This window comes from Novosphingobium sp., from assembly GCF_039595395.1.
Classification (GTDB): domain Bacteria; phylum Pseudomonadota; class Alphaproteobacteria; order Sphingomonadales; family Sphingomonadaceae; genus Novosphingobium.
Genome location: NZ_JBCNLP010000005.1, coordinates 57,878 through 77,135 on the forward strand (window position 1 = coordinate 57,878; position 19,258 = coordinate 77,135).

At 63.6% G+C, this 19,258-nt stretch carries 17 protein-coding genes; 5 read left to right on the forward strand and 12 right to left on the reverse strand.

Going from position 1 to position 19,258, the window contains the following annotated elements; translation table 11 throughout:
* Positions 1-129: 129 nt before the first annotated feature.
* From ABDW49_RS19690 to ABDW49_RS19700, 3 genes are read left to right on the forward strand one after another with little or no spacing between them, the layout of a single operon-like run.
* Positions 130-930 carry an alpha/beta fold hydrolase gene (locus tag ABDW49_RS19690; protein ID WP_343614502.1) on the forward strand — a complete coding sequence of 267 codons (801 nt, stop codon included), beginning with the start codon at positions 130-132 and terminating at the stop codon, positions 928-930.
* On the forward strand, positions 905-1,918 hold the full coding sequence (locus tag ABDW49_RS19695) for a phosphotransferase (protein ID WP_343614504.1): 1,014 nt from the start codon (positions 905-907) through the stop codon (positions 1,916-1,918). The genes ABDW49_RS19690 and ABDW49_RS19695 overlap by 26 nt, the downstream gene beginning before the upstream one ends.
* Positions 1,918-3,237, forward strand: coding sequence for an MFS transporter (locus ABDW49_RS19700; RefSeq protein ID WP_343614711.1), 1,320 nt, complete (start codon positions 1,918-1,920; stop codon positions 3,235-3,237). The genes ABDW49_RS19695 and ABDW49_RS19700 overlap by 1 nt, the downstream gene beginning before the upstream one ends.
* A 378-nt stretch (positions 3,238-3,615) precedes the next feature.
* On the opposite strand, the gene ABDW49_RS19705 is transcribed toward ABDW49_RS19700, so the two are convergent.
* The 7 genes from ABDW49_RS19705 to ABDW49_RS19735 form a co-directional block, all read right to left on the reverse strand.
* A complete protein-coding gene (locus tag ABDW49_RS19705; RefSeq protein ID WP_343614506.1) occupies positions 3,616-6,087 on the reverse strand; it encodes a TonB-dependent receptor in 2,472 nt (823 codons plus the stop codon).
* A gap of 512 nt (positions 6,088-6,599) precedes the next feature.
* A complete protein-coding gene (locus ABDW49_RS19710) occupies positions 6,600-7,667 on the reverse strand; it encodes a DUF3089 domain-containing protein (protein WP_343614508.1) in 1,068 nt (355 codons plus the stop codon).
* Between the two features lie 143 nt (positions 7,668-7,810).
* Entirely contained in the window at positions 7,811-9,016 is a 1,206-nt protein-coding gene (locus ABDW49_RS19715; RefSeq protein ID WP_343614510.1) for a class I SAM-dependent methyltransferase, read from the reverse strand.
* A 13-nt stretch (positions 9,017-9,029) separates the two neighbouring features.
* Positions 9,030-9,392 (reverse strand): hypothetical protein, encoded by a 363-nt coding sequence (locus ABDW49_RS19720; protein ID WP_343614512.1) that lies wholly within the window; start codon positions 9,390-9,392, stop codon positions 9,030-9,032.
* The gene (locus tag ABDW49_RS19725; protein WP_343614514.1) at positions 9,385-9,954 is read right to left on the reverse strand and encodes an ureidoglycolate lyase; all 570 of its coding nucleotides are present in this window, start codon (positions 9,952-9,954) and stop codon (positions 9,385-9,387) included. The genes ABDW49_RS19720 and ABDW49_RS19725 overlap by 8 nt, the downstream gene beginning before the upstream one ends.
* A complete protein-coding gene (locus tag ABDW49_RS19730; RefSeq protein WP_343614516.1) occupies positions 9,954-10,571 on the reverse strand; it encodes a cytochrome b/b6 domain-containing protein in 618 nt (205 codons plus the stop codon). The genes ABDW49_RS19725 and ABDW49_RS19730 overlap by 1 nt, the downstream gene beginning before the upstream one ends.
* 168 nt (positions 10,572-10,739) lie before the next feature.
* Entirely contained in the window at positions 10,740-11,675 is a 936-nt protein-coding gene (locus ABDW49_RS19735; RefSeq protein ID WP_343614518.1) for a LysR family transcriptional regulator, read from the reverse strand.
* A gap of 129 nt (positions 11,676-11,804) precedes the next feature.
* Here ABDW49_RS19735 and ABDW49_RS19740 point away from each other — a divergent pair, with 129 nt between their 5' ends.
* Both ABDW49_RS19740 and ABDW49_RS19745 read left to right on the forward strand, forming a co-directional pair.
* Positions 11,805-12,932 carry an LLM class flavin-dependent oxidoreductase gene (locus ABDW49_RS19740; RefSeq protein ID WP_343614520.1) on the forward strand — a complete coding sequence of 376 codons (1,128 nt, stop codon included), beginning with the start codon at positions 11,805-11,807 and terminating at the stop codon, positions 12,930-12,932.
* Positions 12,933-12,988: 56 nt separating this feature from the next.
* Complete coding sequence (locus ABDW49_RS19745) at positions 12,989-13,981, forward strand: nitrilase-related carbon-nitrogen hydrolase (protein ID WP_343614523.1); 993 nt, start codon at positions 12,989-12,991, stop codon at positions 13,979-13,981.
* A 47-nt stretch (positions 13,982-14,028) separates the two neighbouring features.
* Here the strand turns inward: ABDW49_RS19745 and ABDW49_RS19750 are convergent, their stop codons facing one another.
* The 5 genes from ABDW49_RS19750 to ABDW49_RS19770 all read right to left on the reverse strand — a co-directional run bounded on the left by ABDW49_RS19750 (position 14,029) and on the right by ABDW49_RS19770 (position 19,056).
* Positions 14,029-15,126 carry an LLM class flavin-dependent oxidoreductase gene (locus ABDW49_RS19750; protein ID WP_343614525.1) on the reverse strand — a complete coding sequence of 366 codons (1,098 nt, stop codon included), beginning with the start codon at positions 15,124-15,126 and terminating at the stop codon, positions 14,029-14,031.
* Positions 15,123-16,517 carry an MFS transporter gene (locus ABDW49_RS19755; RefSeq protein WP_343614527.1) on the reverse strand — a complete coding sequence of 465 codons (1,395 nt, stop codon included), beginning with the start codon at positions 16,515-16,517 and terminating at the stop codon, positions 15,123-15,125. The genes ABDW49_RS19750 and ABDW49_RS19755 overlap by 4 nt, the downstream gene beginning before the upstream one ends.
* A 36-nt stretch (positions 16,518-16,553) precedes the next feature.
* On the reverse strand, positions 16,554-16,844 hold the full coding sequence (locus tag ABDW49_RS19760; RefSeq protein ID WP_343614529.1) for a DUF1330 domain-containing protein: 291 nt from the start codon (positions 16,842-16,844) through the stop codon (positions 16,554-16,556).
* A 16-nt stretch (positions 16,845-16,860) separates the two neighbouring features.
* Complete coding sequence (locus ABDW49_RS19765) at positions 16,861-17,844, reverse strand: alpha/beta hydrolase (protein ID WP_343614531.1); 984 nt, start codon at positions 17,842-17,844, stop codon at positions 16,861-16,863.
* 159 nt (positions 17,845-18,003) lie between these two features.
* Positions 18,004-19,056: a DUF1838 family protein gene (locus tag ABDW49_RS19770; RefSeq protein ID WP_343614712.1), complete on the reverse strand. Its 1,053-nt coding sequence runs from the start codon at positions 19,054-19,056 to the stop codon at positions 18,004-18,006.
* Positions 19,057-19,258 lie beyond the last annotated feature (202 nt).

A 19,258-nucleotide genomic window follows, 5' to 3' on the forward strand; every position in this document is an offset into this window, starting at 1 on the left:
GCGCAGCGCGCTTCCCTGCCCCGCCGTGATGGCAACTCTCCGACCAGCGGACACAGAAGTGTCACACCATGTTGCTGGCCATCAGCAGGCGCATGCTGTAGCCAGATTTCACGGATCCCGCTCCTGTTCATGACTGTAACACGCGCCTACACCCACAGCCGATATGGCCAGTTGCATCTTCGCCAAAGCGGCGAGGACGGGGCTTATCCGCCTCTCATCATGCTGCATCAAAACCCGTCCTCATCCTGGGAGTATGAGCCGCTGATCGCGGAGATGGCGCAGGATCGCCGCGTCCTCGCCTTCGACACGCCGGGCCACGGGATGAGCGATGCCGCGCCTGCTCCGCTGAGCATGACCGACTATGCCGCAGCCTTCGTCGATGGATTGCAGGCCCTGGGGGTGACCGGGCCCTTCGACCTTTATGGTTATCACACCGGCAGCCTGTTGGCGGTCGAGTTGGCGCTGGCCCTGCCCGATCAGGTGCGGCGCATGGCGCTCACCGGCGTGCCGATGTATCCGTCCGAGGTGATTGCCGCCAAACTGGCCGAGGCCGAGAATTTCCCCACCCCCGACGAGGACGGGACGGTGATCCTCGACCTGCTCACCCGCCTGTGGGCCTATGTGGTCAAGGGGCGCGACAGGCGGCAAAGCCTGCCGCGCGCGATCCGCCAATTTGCCGACAAGGCCTATATCCTCGACCGGTTCACCTGGGGCTACCGCGGCGTCTGGTCCTATGATTTTCAGCGCCTGCGCCAGATTGGCTGCCCGGTGCTGCTGCTGCAACCCCATGAGACGCTGCGGGAGCCCTCGCTGGCTGCGGCAAAATTGATTCCCGACATCACCATCCGCGATCTTGACCACCTCAATCGCGACATCTTTGATATTGCCCCACAGGAGCTTGCCCGTGAATTACGTCTCTTCCTTGGTTGAAAGCGGCCTGCCGATTGCCGACATCTCGCATTCGGTGCTGCATCCCGACTTCATCGCCCGCGAAGTTGCCGCCCGCTATCCGGTGGAAGGCAAGGTCGATGTCTGGCTGCTCTATCGCGGCATGAACGACGTCTATCTCGTCCAGGATGCCAAGACGCGCTATGCCGTGCGCGTGTGGCGCAAGACCTATCGCGACGTGGACGATGTGGCCTATGAACTGAACTTCCTCGCCTTTCTGAAGGACAAGCAGTTCCCCGCAAGCGTTGCCGTGCCCCAGCATGACGGCACGCTCTACTGGAAGGCGGCGACGCCGGAGGGCGCGCGCGCCATCGCCATGTATGACTGGGCCCCCGGCCGCAAGTTTGGCGACATGCTGAGCGAGGAGACCGCCCACAAGATCGGCGCGGCCTTTGCCCGCATGCATCTGCTGGGCGATGAATGGGCGGGCAAGGACCACCGGTTCTCGACCAAGACCGCCAAGGACTACAATATTTCCATGCCGGCGCTGATTGATTTCGTCTACGATCGCCCGGATGACCTGCGCGACTATCCGATCATCGCCGCCAATCTTGACAAGCGGATCGACGAGATGGCCGCCGCCGGCGTGCCGCTGGGCGTGTGCCACCGTGACTTCCACCCTTCCAACGTCCATGTCGACGAGGCCGGGACGATCACGCTGCTCGACTTTGACGCGGCGGGCGAGGACTTCCTGATGCAGGACGTGCAGAACTTCGTCTGGGGCAACCTGTTCTACGGATTTTCAGACAGCTACGGCACCGCTTTCGAGGATGGCTATGAGTCGGTGCGTCCCTTCACCGCCGATGAGGTCGCAAACAAGGAAGTGTTCCTGATGGCCAAGGCGATGCGTCTGGTGGCCGGCATGGCCCATTCCTCCACGGCGGTGGGGCGCGGCACGCTGCGCTTCCGCAGCCTCGACTGGCTGGGCGATTACATCAAGACCCGCGCCCGCGCCAGCGGTCTGCTGTGATGGAGGCGCCCGCCACCCCCTGGCCGCGTGCATCAGCCGCCTGGTGGATGGTGGCGCTGCTGTTTCTGGCCGGCATCTGTTCGGTCATCGACCGTTCGGTGCTCAACATGGTGGTCGATCCCGTCCGCCATGATCTAGGCATCAGCGATAGCCAGATTGGCATGTTGCAGGGGCTGGCCTTCGGCATGTTCTACGCCTTCATGGGCCTGCCCATGGGGCTGGCGGCCGACAGGGTGTCGCGGCGCAATCTGCTGATGGGAGGGATCGCGCTGTGGTCGATCTCCACCATCGGCAGCGGACTTGCCGGCAGTTTCGGCCATCTGTTTGCCGCACGCCTGCTGGTCGGGCTGGGCGAGGCGGCGCTTGGCCCTTGCGCGATCTCGCTCATCGCCGACCTGTTCCCTCCGCACAAGCGCGGCCGCCCGATCAGCATCTACATGACCGGACAGTCGCTGGCGCAGGGCCTGGGCATCATCCTCACCGGACTGGTGCTGGCCCACGCGGCGCGCGGAGGATTTGCCGGCTGGCCGCTGCTGGGCGGCCTGGTCCCCTGGCGCGTCATTTTCGTCATCTCCGGCGGGCTGGGTCTGATCATCGTGCTCGCCATGCTCACCGCGCGGGAACCGTCACGCCGGGGTTCGCTCAAGGCCGATGCGGCGCCCTCCATCAAGGAGAGCGCCGTATGGTTCTGGGCCCACAAGGCGGTGCTGGCGCCGCTATATCTGGGCTTTGCCGTGTGCTTCACTGCGGCTTATGGCGGCGCGGCCTGGCAGCCGACCATGCTCATGCGCGGTTTTGGCATGACACCGCAATTTGTCGGCGCCTGGCTGGGACCGCTCTCCATGGCCTTTTCCGTGGCCGGACCTCTGGTGGGCGGATGGCTGGTCGATCGCTCGATGAAGGCCGGGCGGCCGTTGCTGCGTTTTACGCTTCTTGCCGCGCTGCCGCTGCTGGCGCTGCCTTCGACCCTGGCGGTGTTCGCACCGGGTCCGCATCTGGCGGTGGTTCTCGTGGCCACGGGGAATGCCATTTATGCTGCCTGCGGCACCCTGCTCTTCGCCACGCTGCAATCACTCGTGCCCGCGCGCATGCGTGGCATGTCGATCGCGCTGACCCTGGTGATGAACACCTTGCTGGGCGCGGCCTGCGGTCCCCTGCTGGTTGCCAGTGTCACCCATGGTTTGCTCGGCGATCCTGCCCGGGTCGGCTGGGGCATTGCTTTTGTCGCTGGTCCCTCCGTTCTGGCGGCGGCGGGGCTCTTCGCCCTTGCGCGCCGGACCATTATGCGGTCGAGCGAAGACTTCCTGCAAAGCTCCTGACGCCAGCCTTTTCTTCGGCGCAAGAACCCGCCGGGCCCAAACGCCCGGCGGGTTTTTGTGGTTCGGCCAGCGGCCATGCCCACCATCCATGCTGATGGATTGAGGCCTTCCAGTGCCTTCAGTCGGCGACGGGCTGGTAGATCTGCCCCCGCCTAAGCCGCGAAGGATCAGCGCAAGCTTGGAGCCGGGATCAGCATGATGGTTTTCCGCTAACCGCAGGCCCGTGAGCCGACTTCAAGTCTCCAGTCGCTCCGCCTTTGCGATAGCTGTGACGATGTGGCGGAGCCTGATGCAAGAAAGCCGGACCTGCTTGCAGCAGACCCGGCTTTCGTCCGTTGTCCGGCGATGGGGGAGCGGAGCGCTCCCCCATCTCGTTGACTACATCTTGATCTTGAGTTGTAGACCGAAGGTGCGCAGCTCGGGCAGGCCGACCACCAGAGCCGAGTTATAGGCCAGATGAGCCAGGCTCGGATCGATCGTGTAGTTATCCGCGATCGAGGTGTAGGTGTGGTTGTTGAAGAGGTTCGTGATGAAGGCCTCGACCGTCACATTGTTCCTCGTCACACCGCCACGCAGGTTGAAGATGTGGCGATCGGGCGTGCGCACGATGTTGGCCTCGTTCGACCACTGGCCTGACTTGAAGTTCCAGTCAAAGCGCGAATACCACCGGGCATTCGATGCAGCCGACAGATCTCCGCCCAGATTGATGCCGAAATTGGATGAATACTTCGAGGTGTTCTTCATCTCCTTGCCGGAGAAATCGTAGATGCCGGTCAACTGGCTGACGATGGTGCTCTTGAACTGCTTGATGTCGCTGGCGTTGATCGCCGCGGCGCCATCGAGCGAGATCAGCGGCGACACTTTCCAGCTTCCCTCGACCTCGAACCCATAAAGGTCGACATTGCCGCTGTTCGCCGAGGTGTTGATGAAGGACAGCCCTGTCGCGCTGGTCGGGTCGGGCGCCACGATCGAGATCGCGTTGATCTGGTTCGTCCACTTGGCATAATACAGCGCGGTGCTGTAGCGTAGCGCGCCATCGAAGAGCTTGCCCTTCATGCCCAATTCGTAGTTGGTGATCTTTTCGGGAGAGACCGCCAGCGTCGCCCCGGCGTTGAGCGCGGCCTGCTGGATGTTCGCCGTCTGGCTGAGCACGGACACGTTGATCATGCCCGGGTTCACACCCTTGGCCCAGGAGGCATAGACCATCAGATCGGGCGTGAACTGATAGTTGGCGATCACGCGCGGCGAAAAGTTGCGATAGGTGGCCGAGGCGAGCTTCGACCCGCCGGCATAGTAACCTGCCGGAATATAGGCGCTCGACGCGACAGTCTGTCCGCCCGCAACGGCATAGGCGCCCAGATTGTCGATCTGATAGCGGCCTTCGGCACTGATCGACAGCTGGTCGGTGACATCATAGGTCAGCCCGCCGAAGATGCCGGTGGTCTTGCTGTCGGCCAGGCCACCGGGAATGGGATTGGCATAGGAGAACAGCACACCGCCGCCGCCCTGAACGGCCTGAGCCTTCAGGTAGGAGACGCCAACCACGCCGTGCAGGCGGCCATACTTATAGGCCAGACGGCCTTCCATCGACCAGTCGTTGGTCTTGCGCTCCACCAGATAGGGGAAGTCGAAATAGCCGCGCGGATAAGCGGTGGAGACCAGCGCGCTCGAATCATAACCGTCGAGATCCAGCAGGTCGGTCCACACCTCGCGGTTGTAACCGGCCAGATAGGATGCCGTCAGATGTTCGTCGATGGTCCAGTCCGCAGTGAGATGCGCGTGCTTGCTGATACGGCGCAGGCCATAGCCGTTAACGCCCTCGCTCGGCTTCACCACGCGGCCGGTGGGGTTGGCCAGCCATTGTGCCAGGCCGGGGGTGACATTGGTGTTGGCCGAAATCGGATTGGCCAGTGCCGGCGTGATGCCGCAGATATAGGCATTGGTGATTGCCGTGCCCTGGCCCTGCACGCCGCGGGTGTTGCCCTGGAACGAGCAGTTCGACTGGCTCTTCTGCACGATGGTGCCCGACGGGGTGGTGACATTATAGGCGAAGATATGCCCCTGCGCGCCTTCGCCGTCATTATCTTCCGAGCGCAGACCGAACAGCTTCATCTTGAAATTGTAGGCAGGCTTGAAGACCAGCAGCGCCGTGGCCACCGTGCTCATCTGGTTGCCCAGCTTGGTGCCATCGGCGGCGTTCGTCCACGAACCATTCTTGGCAAAGCGCTCGCCCGTCACGCGGAAGGTCAGCACATCGCCGAAAATCGGGCCTTCGATCGCCCCTTGCAAACGATAGTTCTGGCGGGTCCCCACCATGCCAAGCAGTGAGCCGTGCCACTGATCGGTCGGCTCCTTGGTGGTGACGTTGATGGCGCCGGCAAAGGTGTTGCGGCCATAATAGGCGCTTTGCGGGCCCTTCACCACGTCGATCTGCGCGGGATCCGTGATGGACAGGATTTCCGAAGGCGACGCGACGGCCACGCCGTCGATGAACATCGAGGTCGTGGTGGCCAGGGTCGTGGAGGGTGTGAAACCGCGCAGCACGATCTGCTGGAAGGAGCGGTCCGCGCGGCCCGAGTTGTTGTCGTTGATGTTGATGCCCGGCGTGTTCTGGGCCAAGGTTGACAGCGAGGTGATGCCACGCTGGTTCAGCGCGTCGGACGTCAGCGCGGTGATGGTCACCGGCACTTTGAGAATGTCTTCCGAACGCTTGCGCGCGGTCACCAGAATTTCGCCGCCGCTGTCCTTGTCATCGCTTTTGGGCGCGGCACTGGCGGCATCGCTGGCGTTGGGCGCATCGGCGGCAAAGGCAGGCGCTGCCGCACCCAGAACGGCAAGCAAGGCAAGCATCGAAACCGACACTCCCACTTTGGCTTTCGCATTGCGTGTCTGCATAGTTCCCTCACTAGATAGTTTTATGGTCATGCCGGCGACAAGACCCCCAATTTCCCGCTGCAATAAATGTCATGTTCTCTTTATCGACCTAGGCACAACCGACGCCAAAGCGTCCCCCCGCGAAGCGACACAGGGAAATACATGTTGCAGATGGCGCATGTTGCACACTGCGACAGAAAGTCAGGACGATGCTTTGCGGGCCTCGGCCTGCGTATTCCCCGCGTGTCGTCGCCAGCTTGCTGACCCGACCGAGGAGAAGTGTGCATTGCATCATCACGAACAGGGAGAGGATTTGGTCTGTATTCGCCTGTCGGATGGAACAGGCAGTGCCCCAGTTCAGACCCAAGGCGCGAGCGTTCGCACGCGTCGCAGCGTTCACTAGCCCAGGCGCCGTGGCGGGTAAAGACAAGGATCTGATAAACAACCAGGCGGGCCGGGGCGATGCATTTGCCGCAATGCAGCACACCTCAATCTTTACCTCCGAGGCCCTTTTTCAGAAAGGCGCGGATACGTACAGCAAGGTTTGCGCGCACATCGGCCCAGAACAGCCCAAGGTCATGATAATGCATCACCCCGCCCGGCATGGATTGCAGATCGAGCGCCTGGTCGGGCTGGACAAGCAGCAATCCGGAGACACAGCGCGCCGCGACTCCATGGGCAAGCAGCGGTCGCATCGGCCCCCGGCCCGGATCGCCCGGCACGGCGCCTTGGGCAAGCTCTCTGCCGCCCTCGGGCCTTGCCGCGTCGAACGTGAGCGGATTGATGCAGACCAGTTGCTTGTCCGCACCGTCGCCATAGGTCTTCACATAGGCAGCCTGCGCGACCGTATTGATTTTGGGAATATTCACCTCATCGGCCAGATAGCTGTTCCATTGCAGCACGCAGCCTGTCTGTGCCGGGGTGGCACAGGGGGTCACGGTCTTGAACCGTTTGCCAAATTCGCCCTGAGACAGGTTGATGCCGATGATGTAGGCGGCCACCATCCGCTTTTGCAACGGCTGTCCGTCGATGCGCTTTTCGAGCAGGGTGGCAGCATGGAATGCGCCCTGACTGTGCCCGGCGAGGATAAAGGGCGCATCGCCAATCCGCGCGAGAAAGGCATCGAAGGCCCGCTCGACATCGGAATAGGCCAGGGCAAAGGCTGCCTTCTGCTGCGCGGGCGTGGTAAAGCTGTTGTAGCTGGCCGCGCGATAGCGCGGCGCATAGACCCGGCAACAGCCGTTGAAAATGCTGGCCTGCCGCGCGATGCTGCTCTCGTCCGTCCAGCTATTGGCATCGCTGTCCTGCGTGTCCTCGTTCTGCGCGCCGGTGGGGCTGCGAAAAGTCGTGGGGTGAAGGAAGAAAACAGCCACCTGCGGATGTCTGGCCATCGGGGTCGCTCCGGCCGGCAACGTCCTCCACGCCTGTGACCAGGACGAGGGCAGCGCATAATCGGGCGGCGGTGGCACATCCTGCGCTGCTGCCGGCCACGGCAGGGCCAGCATCAGCGCTGCCAGCAGAACACGCGGCGTAAACACCCGCTCCAAACATTTCATCGCGATTCCCCCTGTCCGTCGCATTGCGCGGCATCATTCCGCCGCAACAGCTTACGCAAAGGCCGCCATGCGCATGAACGTCATGGCGGCCACTAGCGATTGCCTAGACCCAAGCGCCCGCTGGCAAGGCGGGCGTGGGCGGCTCAGTCCTTCACGGCGAGACAAGCATACCAACTGCCGATCAGCGCCCGGCCTTCAGGATGTCCTTCGGTAAAGAAATCGTCCCTGTTCGGATTGAGGACCGCGGTGCCCTTGCGATAGCCCACGCCGATCTTGTCGCGCGCGAAACCGGCCCCCATCGCCACCTTCACCCAGTCGGTGCGGGCGAGCGAGGTCATGAACGGCTCATTGTTGTAATGCGACTCGAAATCGCAGCGCATCTGGTCCCACAGGCTCATATGCTCGTGCCGGGGCGGCACATCGACATGGCACATCACGCCGCCGGGCTTCAGGAGGCGGTGACTCTCCTTGAAGATCTGCCGCATGCCCTTGGCAGAAGTTTCGTGCAGCATCGCCGAGGAGCAGACGAGGTCGAAGCTCTCATCGGCGAAATCGGTGTGTTCGGCATCCTGCTGGCTGAAATGAATGGCCACACCCATGCTTTCGGCGCGCGCATGGCCATAGCGCAGCATCGGTGCGCCAACGTCGAGCGCATGGACCTCGGCATCCGGGAAAGCCTGCGCAATGGCAACCGTGGAATGGCCCACCGCGCAGCCCAGGTCGAGGATGCGCCTGGGCCTGAAATCGGGGAAAAAGCCAAGGACATGGCTGGCCAGCGTATGGCCGCGCCCGTCATTCTTCCAACCGCCATTCAGGTTGCGCAAATAGGTCGAGGCGAAACGGTCATAGAGCGCGCCCGCGCGAAAATCGACGTCCGACGTATCGGTGATATAGCCGCCCGCCATCCGGTGATGGTCAATCGCGCTGATGTAGCGCGGCATGGCCAGATCGGGGTTCAACCGCAGCGACCCCTTGGGCGCGGCGCTCTGCTCGGCCACCTTGCCGGCCAGTTCGTCATATTGCCGGTCGATCGCGCCATCCAGCGCCTGCCAGATGCGATCCTGATAGAACAGCGACAGCGTCAGCCAGTATTGATGCAAGGGCTGGCTTTCCAGCGCCCCGCGCACCTCGGCACTGCGGGTCGGCGCTTTGCCGGTTTTCGCGGTCACCTCCGGCACGATCACCTCGTCCAGCAGGCGCCGGTCGAGCGGGTCCATCTTCTGATTGGTCCACAGCCGCATGGCCAGGAAATGATCCTCCAGCGCCTGCTCGTCATGCGTGGCCTGAGGCATGACGGCGTGACCGAAATGCGCGTAAGCGGAAAGGTCTGTTTGGGCAAGAGTGGCCATCGGGATAACCTCTTCAGTTTGCATCGGCGGCAACGCGCGCCAGTTCGTTTTCATAGGCGGCCTGGTCGGCCAGCGCTTCGGGCATCAACCTGTCGCGCGCCACCCCCAGCACCCGATCATAGACCTTTTGCCGATAGGCGCCACGATAGGCGCGCGCTTCATCATCGGGGTGATAGGCATCAACATGAGCCGGACCATGCAGCCCGGCCGCATGCAGCAGCCGCTCATTGGCATCGAGCCGGTCCTTCAAGACCATCACCTCGCCCAGCAGCGCCAGCACCATGCCGGCCAGCGCATCCTGCGTGGCACTCTCCAGAACCACGGGCTGGCTGCCTTTGGAACGGCTGGTCCGATCCACGTTTTTGCGTTCAACCACGGTCTTGCTCCAAACTGAAACGAAACAGCCGCCCGGTCCGGGCGCGAATGTCCTTCTTGTCGAGATCCGGCCCATGGGCCTCCTCGGTCACCGCATCCTTGGCCTTCAGGTCATAGCCTGTCTGGCTGGAGAGCAGGACGACGAGTTGCGTGTTGGCCTCGATGGCAAAGGGAAACTCGTGCCATGTGCCGCGATGCATGGCAAAGCCGGCGCTGCCATCGAAATAGAAGGCTTGCACGGCGGAAAGATCAGGCAGATCGCCCTCGCACGGCGGAGCCATCACCGCGACAAAGGGCTTGCCGCCCAGCGGGATGAAGGCCTGCGTATGCTGGGCATGCCGCTCCATATAGCGCACCTCACCCGGGCGGGGGTCCATGTCGGCCAGGGTGATCTCGACGGGATGGTCGCATTCGAAGGGGGCTGGGTAACTCATCCGCACCGCGCCCTTGTAGAAATCCACAGCCACGCTCTTGGCGCCGCTGGCCGCGCCGATGATCGCGCCAAAGGGGGCCAGCGCCTCGGCCGTGGCAGGCTGGGGGACAAGGGTGATGATGTCTGTCATCAGATGCCTTTCCACATACGGGTGAGAACGTCGTTGCGGTTGATGAGATGGTGTTTGAGGGCCCCTGCGACATGCAGTGCCAGCAGGGCGCCGCCCAGCCACAGGCACCAGACATGGATGTGGGCGAAGAGGCGATATTTGAGCAGGACCGGAGCATTCCACGGGACCGGCGGCACGATATGCGGGATAAACCCGTGTGGGCCAAAGCCGTTCAAACCGAAAAACCACAATTCGGGCGCCGGATAGCCCGCACCTGCCGCCATTGAGGACAACGCCGCCCAACCCGAAAGCGGCAATGCCAGCAGCAACAGATAGAGAAGCCCCTGAACGCAGGCGGCCAGCGCCACTTCAGAGCGTGAGGAATGTGCGGGCAGCGGCGGATGCCCAAGCGTCAGTCGCCACGCGATGCGAAATGCCACCGCGATGAGCAGCAGCAGGCCAAGCGTGTGATGGACCTGGCTGGAAAGTAGATGGCTCGCCTTGCCCGCAGGATCGCGCGCCACATAGGTCCAGCTCATGATGAGCCCCGCCGGCGCTTCGACCGCGATGGCGAACGCCGTGCCCCAATGCAGCACACGTGCCATGCGATTCCAGCCCGATACGGCTGCTTCTCCCATCGACGACTCCTTTGTCGGCCCCCTTGGCTTGGCCAGTCTGGAGCCGAACAATGCATTGGTGGCGCGCGGAGCCCGGCATGCTTCTCCCAATTTGCCCGCACAACGGATACTCGCCACCATGCTTTGTCCCGCGCCTGACGGAAAAGAACCGGCTGCTGGGGCGCGCCTTCAGGTCGATCCCGATCCTGCCCCAGGCATCAGATCGCAGGCTTTGCCGCTCTGATGGCGCAAAAGCGCGACAAGTGCCCGTTCGCGCGCACTCAGCCGCGTTCCGCTGCGGCGGAACAGGCCGGCAGGGCGGCTGTAGACGGGATTGCCCATGTCCAGCGCCACCAGTTGGCCCTGCGCAATGAGATCGGCAAAGGTCGAATGATCGCCAAGGCAGATGAAGTCCCCGGCCAGAAGCGCGCCGCGAATGACCGTCAGCGACGAGGTGCGCATGGCAATGGGCGGCACGGGCAGATCGCGCTGGATGAACATGCGCGCCCAGCCCTCCACCAGATTGTCCTGATCAGGCACGATCCAGTGCGCCTGCGCCAGCGAGGCAAGGTCGGGAATGCCACCGGCAAACACCCGATGTCTGGAGCGCACCATCACGCTGGCGCGCTCCTCGACCAAAGGCTCGAAGGTCAGTCCGTCAAGATCGAGCCATGGCGCGCGCGCGCCCAGCGCCAGGCTGATCCGACCCTCGCGCAGCGCGGCCAGCAGCGTGGCCGCAGTGCCCTCCACCACATGAAAGCAGGCATCGCCATCCTCGGCCACCATGGACGCCAGCGCCTCGGGCAGGCGGCGTGCGGCAAAGGTTCCGTCGCTGCCGATCATGATCCTTTCCGCACCGCCACCGCCGCGCAGGGCGCCAATGGCCGCAATCGCCCGCGCCCGCTCCGCCAGGATCATGCGGGCACGCGGCAACAGTTCCTCGCCCATGGCGGTGAGCAAGGCGCCATGGGCTCCGCGCTCGAAGAGGCGCGCATCCAGATCCTGTTCGAGCAACTGGATCGACCGGGTGAGCGAGGGTTGCGACACCGACAGGGCCTGCGCCGCGCGGTTATAGCTGCCAAGGTCGGCCACGGTGACGAAACGGATGAGCTGGCGAACGTCCATAACGGTGATCCTGCTCCTCTCCGCGGCTTTTGCCCATAGGCATTGCGCATAACAATGAGAAAAATTTGAATGGATTGCGCATAGCAAATGGCGGATCGTCCGTGCCGACCTTTACTCAGGAGACCCCCGATGACGATGCCTTCCCTTGCCCATACGCTGGGCGATCTCGAAATCATCGGCATCGTCAACCACCGGTCGGGCGGAGTCGGCGATCCGCCACCTGCCCATGATTTCGAACCGGACTTCATCCGCGATGTGGCCCGCCTGCAGGAAGCTGCCGGATACGACCGGGTGCTAATCGCCAACGCCGCCACCATGCCCGAAAGCTTTGCGCTGGGCACCTTTCTTGCGCCCCAGACCAGCCGCCTCGCCTTCATGATGGCGCACCGGCCCGGCTTCATCGCGCCCACCGTGGCCGCGCGCCATCTGGCCACCATCGACCGGCTGAGCGGCGGGCGGGCCGGCGTCCACATCATCGTTGGCGCCGACGACCGCGAGGTGCAGGCCGATGGCGCCTTCAACACCAAGGAGCACCGCTATCGCATGGCGGGGGAATATGTGGAGGTGATGCGCAAGATGTGGTCCACGCCCACCCCCTTCGACCATGAGGGCGAATTCTACACCTTCAAGGGCGCCCATGCGATGGTGCGCCCGGAAAAGGGAGCGATCCCCGTCTATTTCGGCGGCACGTCCGATCTGGCGCTCGACATGTGCGGGCAATATGCCGATGTCTATGCGCTGGCCGGGGAAACCCAGGCAGGCGCGGGTGCACTGGCGGCGCGCGCCCATGCGGCAGCGGCGCGCCATAATCGCCAGATCAAGGTGCTGATGACCATGGTCATCATTTTGGGCGAGACGGAAGCTGCGGCCAAGGCGCGTGCCGCGGCGCTTTATGACAAGGTGGTCGCGCAGGTGAATGCCGGCGCGCGCGGCATCATGGCCAATCACGAAAAGGACGGCGACAAGGCATCGGCCGGTGCGTTCCAGCGCCTGGCCGAGCAGGCGGCGCAGGGCGAATGGCAGGACCAATGCCTGTGGACCGGCCTCAACAAGGCGTATAACGGGCGCGGCAACAACAGCGTGCTGGTCGGCACGCACGAACAGGTGGCCAGCAGCCTGATGCGCTATCGCCAACTGGGCATCACCCGCTTCCTGCTGCGCGGGCCCGACCAGATCAATGACGCGGTCGATATTGGCGGCAAGCTGGTGCCCAACCTGCGCCGCATGATCGCCGAGCAGGAAACCCAACCGGCCTGAGGCCCCATGCCATCGACGGTTCTCCCCACGCCGATGGCCGAGATGGACCTATTACCATGACGATCACTCCCTACACCGCCGCGCTGTGCCGCCCGGCGACCCGCTCTGTTTTTGGCGACAAGGGCTTTGACAGCGCGGCCATGCGCGACAATCTGGCGCTTTATGCCCGGCTGATCCGCGAAGCGGCCGACCGGCATGGCGCGCGGCTGGTCATCTTCCCGCAATTTTCGCTGACCCATTACACCATGCTGGGCCAGAATGTGTGGCATGATGCGGCCATTACCCTGCCGGGCGTGGAAAGCGAGATTCTGGGCGCCGCCTGCCGCGCGGCCAATGCCTATGCCGTGGTGCAGACGGCGGAAAAGCACCCGGCCTTTCCCGGTCGCTATTTTCTGTCCGTTGCCATCATCACGCCGCAGGGCGAGGTCGGCATGGTCTATCGCAAGACCTATGCAATGTCCCTGCGCACCAGCCCGGGCGATCTTCTGGAGCGTTTTCTGGAAGTCTTTGGCCCCGAGGCGCTGTTCCCTGTGCTGTCAACGCCGCTGGGCAGGCTGGGCACGCTGGTGGGTGCCGAAGTCCACTGGCCCGAGCCGGTGCGCGAGCTGGCGCTGAAAGGTGCGGAAGTAATCTGCAACCCGGTCGCCGCTGTCGAGACGATCGACTATCTCAACCGCCCGGGTGCGCTGATCGTGCGGCCGGTGCGCGCCTTTGAGAATGTCGCCTATCTCGCCATGCCCAATTATGCGGAAGGCAAGGTGTCCAGCGAGGCCTATGACTTCAACGGCGGAGCCATTGGCCGCCGGGTGGATGACACATGGACGCTGGCAACCATCGACATAGCCGCGCTACGTGCGGCCCGCGCCGCGCCGACCGCCAATTCACTGGCCCAGATCCAGAATGATCTGCACCGGGGGCTCTACCAAAGCCCGATCTGGCCCGCCAACCGCTTTGCCGATGCGCCGCCTGCCGATTTTCAGGCATTGATTGAGGAGGAGCAGGCCGCCAAGCGGCGCCTGGAATCACACTGGCCGCAATGGCCCAATTAGCGAGTTCCGGTTGGGAGGGAGAGTGACTCGCGCCACTCTCCTCCCCTTCAGCCAGCCACCACCGCCTCGCGCGCCAATGCCTGCGTGCGGGCACGCAAAGCCGGGATGATATCGCGACCTATCCTCGCCGTATCGGCCAGCCAGTCGAAGCCGGTGATGAGGAAATTGTCGATCCCCACATGCCAATAGCGCGTCAAGGCCTCGACCAGCGTATCGGGCGAGCCGACCAGGCACATCACCTGCAGCCGGCCCTGCGTGGCCTTGGTCAGTCCGGTCCAGAGTTGCGGATCATCGGCCAGACCATCGGCCTGCGCAGCATGATCCACCGCCGCCGCCGCCGCTGCGCCAAGGTCGCGGCCCAACAGACCAAGCCGGGCCTGCTTTTCTTCCACCGCGCGCAGCAATTGCGTGGCGCGGTTCCAGGCGGCCTCGTCGCTGTCGGCCACCACCAGCCGCATGGACATGGAAAAGCGCGGATTGCGCCCAGGGGGGGCCGCCTGCGCGCGCAGCTTGCCCACCAGTTGGGCGACCTGCGCCACGCTGCCCGGCGCCATGGCATAGACATCGGCCATCTCGGCACCGTAGCGCAGGCCCAGTTCCGAAGTGCCCGCCCAGAACACCGGAATGGTGCCGTGGACCGGGTGCACCTCGCTGAAGGCGGCATTGCAGCGATAGAAGTCACCTTCGTGATCGAAAGGCTCGCTGCTGGACCACATCTTGCGCAAAACTTCGACATATTCGCGGCTGCGGTGATAGCGCTGGTCCTTGGTGAGGTAATCGCCATCGCATTGCGTTTCGACATCGTTGAAAGCGGTGATGATATGCACGCCGGCACGCCCGCCGCTCAACTGGTCGAGCGTGGCCAGCGCCCGCGCCGCCATCGTGGGAGCGATGAAACCGGGACGGTGGGCGATCATCAGCTTGAGCCGGGTGGTGGCCGCCGCGACCCAACTGGCCGTGACCAGACTGTCGGCCGAGCGGGCGTTCTGCCCGATCAGCACCCGATCATAGCCGGCCTGTTCATAGGCGCGGGCAATCTCGGGCACAAAGGCCGGATCATAGACGGGCGCCTGCGGGCTGACCTCAGACCCCCGATAGGGCGAAATAAGGCCGACGATCTCGATCGGGTCGGCTGGCGACATCATGCTTCTCCCGGCAACGCGTTTTCAATCAGATCGTCAGGCTGTAACTGGTAGCGCGACACGGTCATGATGCCCGCCAGCATGGATACCGCCGGCACCACCGCGACGCAGATCGCCACGGCATGGATGGCCTGCACGCTCTGCGCAATGGGACCGCCCATGCTGGACGATACATAGCCCATCGCCGACAGAAAGGCGCCCATTGCGGCCAGCGCCGCAGCCGAGGACAGCTTGTCGAGCAAGGTGGTGAAGCCTGCAAAGACGCCCTCGCGCCGCTCACCGCTGCACACGAAATCATAGCGCACAGCGTCCGACAGCATGGCATAGGCGCACAGGATCGTGCCTCCACCCGCCACCCCGCTCAGGAAACCGCGCAAGTTGCTGAACGCCGCCAATTCGCCCGGCCCGGCCAGCAGCCAGGTCAGGTTCACCAGCCCGAACAGCGCCATGGCAATGATATAGCCCGACTTCTTGCCGATCACCCGCGAGAACACCACCCAGCCCGGAATGGAGCCCACCATGCCAATGGTGGAGAAGAGGAAATAGCCCGAGAGCCAATTGTCCGGCGCGCGCAGCACATAACGGCTGAAATAGGCGAGCGCCGCCGATCCGATCGCCGTGCCGAACAGCAGGAACACGTGGGTAATCGCCAGAATACGGAAAGGGCGGTTCAACCAGGCCAGCCGCGACTGCGCCACCAGATTGAAAGGCCGGGGATGTTCGGGCGGGGCGGTGCGCGGCGCGCGGGCCAGCAAGCGTACCGCCAGCACAGTGGCGAGCAGCACCACAGCGCCGATTGCCGATGCCATCACCAAATGCGCGTGACGGCCAGGGCCCATGCGGGCGAGGATCAGGCCCGGCACCGTGGTGCCGATCAGCAGCCCTGCCGCATTGCCATAGACCCGCCAGCCCATCAGCCTTGTGCGCTCATGCGGGTCGGGCGAGCTTTCCACCACCATGGCAAAGCCGGGAATGGTCAGCAGCGTGTAGCCGCTGGCATGGATGATGAGCGCTAAAGTCACGAACAATTGCGCCAGCAACACAGAGCCCATATCAGGCGCGCCGAACAGCATCAGGATACCCAGCGGCATCGCCACCCCGCCCGCCAACAGGAAGGGCAGGCGCCGCCCCCAAGGGGTGCGGACCCGGTCGCTCAGCGCGCCCACAGCCGGGTCGAGCACGCCATCGTAAATCTTGACCAGCGCGAAGATGAGCCCGGCGGTTCCAGCGGAAATCGCGAGGCTGTCGGTCATGAAGCGCAGGCCCAGCACGGTCACGATGTTCTGCCCGGTGGCATGGGCCACCGGGATCAGGGCGGAGCCCAGACGGATCGCCCAGCGATTGGCCCGAGGCGGCGCGGATGCGATGGCGTCCATTCTTGCAGTATCGGCCATGGTGGGGCTCCCGGTCTGTGCTGGCAGGGTCAAGCGTCAGTTGCCCACAAGCGTGACGCTGATATCGGCAATCCCTTCGCGCATCTTCTTCACCTCGGCATATTCGGGCGAGTTCCAGAAGCGCAGTGCCGCTTCCCGGTCGGGCCATTCGGTAACCACCACCGAGCCCCCATCCTCGCCCGGTCCTTCAAGCTGGACAGCTCCGGGTGCACGAATGACATAGCGCCCTCCGAACTGCTCGGTGAGCTTGGCGGCGGCCGGGCCATAGCCCTGCATCAACGCCTCACGATCGTGGACGCGCGCGTTGACGATGAACCATGCGGGCATGTGGTGAACCTTTCCGTTATTGGGTTTTGGTCGCAGGTTTCTCAACCCGCGAGAGAAATGCATCGAGGTCGGCGCCCGTCTTGTCTGGCAGTTCAAGCATGGGGTAATGGCCGACATCGGGGTAATGGATCAGCGTGACGGGCGCGTTGGCGAACTGCTTCACCGCCTTGTCGGCCAGATAGGTGGGCAAGACGATGTCCCTGTCCCCCCATTGCAGCAGGATCGGCACCCTGATCTGGGCCGCCTCGGCCCCGGCACCTTTCTTCCAAAGCGACTTCTTGTTGGCCTGATAATAGGCACGAACGCGGGCAAAGCCGCCTTGCAGATTGTTGGTATCGTAATACCAGTCGACCGTTTCGTCCTTCAGCCTTGATGGCGTGCCGTAGAGCGAGGAGAGCGTCCAGCGGTAGAAGAACTTGGGATAATAGTTGGGCACGACATTTTCATGCATCCAGATCGTAGCGGTCTCGGCCCAGTTCACATGGGTGGGCGGCGGCGCTTCGAGCGGCAGGGTTGAAAGCGCGAGCGCCGTCACCTTGTCGGGATGGGCCGCGGCATAAAGGACCGAGAGCGTTGCCCCGCTCGACGAGCCGACGATGGCGAAATGGTCGAGTTTTTCCTGCTCGACGAAGGCTTCCACCAGCTTCATCACGCCCTGCAGGCCGGTCGAAGGCCTTGGGTCGATGCTGAGTCCATAAGGCGGCCAGTCGATCCGGATAACGCGATGGCGGGTCTTGAGCCGGTCGGCCCAGGCGTCCCAGATGCGCAGGTTCGACATGGAGGAGTGAAGCATCAGCACCACCGGCCCCTGCCCCTCGTCGCGCACATGGAGCGTGACGGCACCCACCTTGACGAATTTCGAGGGCGGACCAGCCCAGCGCTCCTTCACCTGCTCCCAGGATGGGTTGAAGGCGCCGGCACGCATCAGGCCCAGCGCCGCGCCGCCTGCCACCACTATGGCCAGCAGCGCCATGCCGACCCATTTCATCAAGCTTTTCATAGGGCCAGTTTCCCCGTCATGCCGCTGATTGAGGTCCAGCTTATGCTGGCCTGGAGGTGCCGCGATGCGCTTCCTCGCAATGGCCGCCAGCCGGATAGGGGTCATGAAAAGGCCGCAGACTATGTCGCCTGCGGCCTTTCACGCTGTCTCGCGCCGCGATCAGGATTTGGGCGCGAAGGGATTGCCCGGCGCCGGAGGCGGCTGGGGCGGGGTCCAACCGGCAGGCACAGGCGCGGGCTTCTGCTCGCGCGCATAGTTTTCCAGGCTGGAGAGCGAGGGCCCGTAATCGGTCTCGGGCGCGTGCAGCCATTTTTCATCCATCGCCCGCGCGGCAGCCACCAGATCGGCGGGCAGACCCGCGACGCCGTTGGGGATGGTGGAAAAATGGGTGAAATAGGTCATGTGGCCGGGCGCCTGACCCATGAGCATCCAGGGCAGCCAGGGCGTGATCCGGCTCCACGACCCGATGTGGGGAATGTGGGTGAGGTTCGGGTTCTCGACATCTTCTTTCTTGGCCACATAGATGAACTGTTCCGACACACGGTTCATCGTGCCCGAGCTTTCGCGCGGCCATTTATCGGGCTGCAGCGCGTTGGGGTAGATCATGTCGACGCCCGTGTTGAGGATCATCGTCCCGTTCGGACCCCACTGCCAGTCCTGCAGGAAAGGCTTGGGGTCGTGCTTGGCTTTTTGCAGCCCGCCATAGCTGGGCGGTTCGGGCACAAATTCGCTGATGGTGAAGTTGAAGGGATCGTTGGCGATGGGCACCACGCGCACCTGCTCGCCCGTATAGGGGTTGTGCCAGGTCTTCAGGATCTCATTCGTGTGAAGATCGCGGTAGAACACGATTTCCCGCAGCATGCGGCGCCATGAGCCATCGGCCTGCCGATTGATACGCACGAAGGAAAAGCCCTCGACATTCATCAAGGGGCGCACCGGCTCATTGTCGCGCACGCCAAAGATCTTGCCGCGCAGCCAACCGCATTTTTCCTTGCCGGGCTCGATGTCTCCATCGAGGCGGGCGTAGGTGTCGCGCGTCCACTTGGGGTCGTTGAAGTCGATCTTGGTGATAAAATCGATCTTGGGCTTGCCGGTTGCTGCCGTGCCCTCTTTGGCCGCCATCGCATTGGCTGATGCGGGGAGGAGCGTTGCCCCGGCCGCCCCCATCGCCATGCCGGCCATGCCCAAAGCGCTACGCCGGCTCACTTTCATATCATCCATCTGACCGCCTCCACGTCCTCATTCTATCCTGAAAGCAACCTTTCGCATTGCCGCCCCCCCTTCACGTAGGCTCATGCGCCTTCTCCACCTGACGGATAGCACCGGCGGCCGTTTTGGGACCCGACCCAGGCGGCCGTGGAGCGCGAGCGCCCGCGCCTATCCAAAGGCAGCGTGGCGCATGCGGGACAAGGAA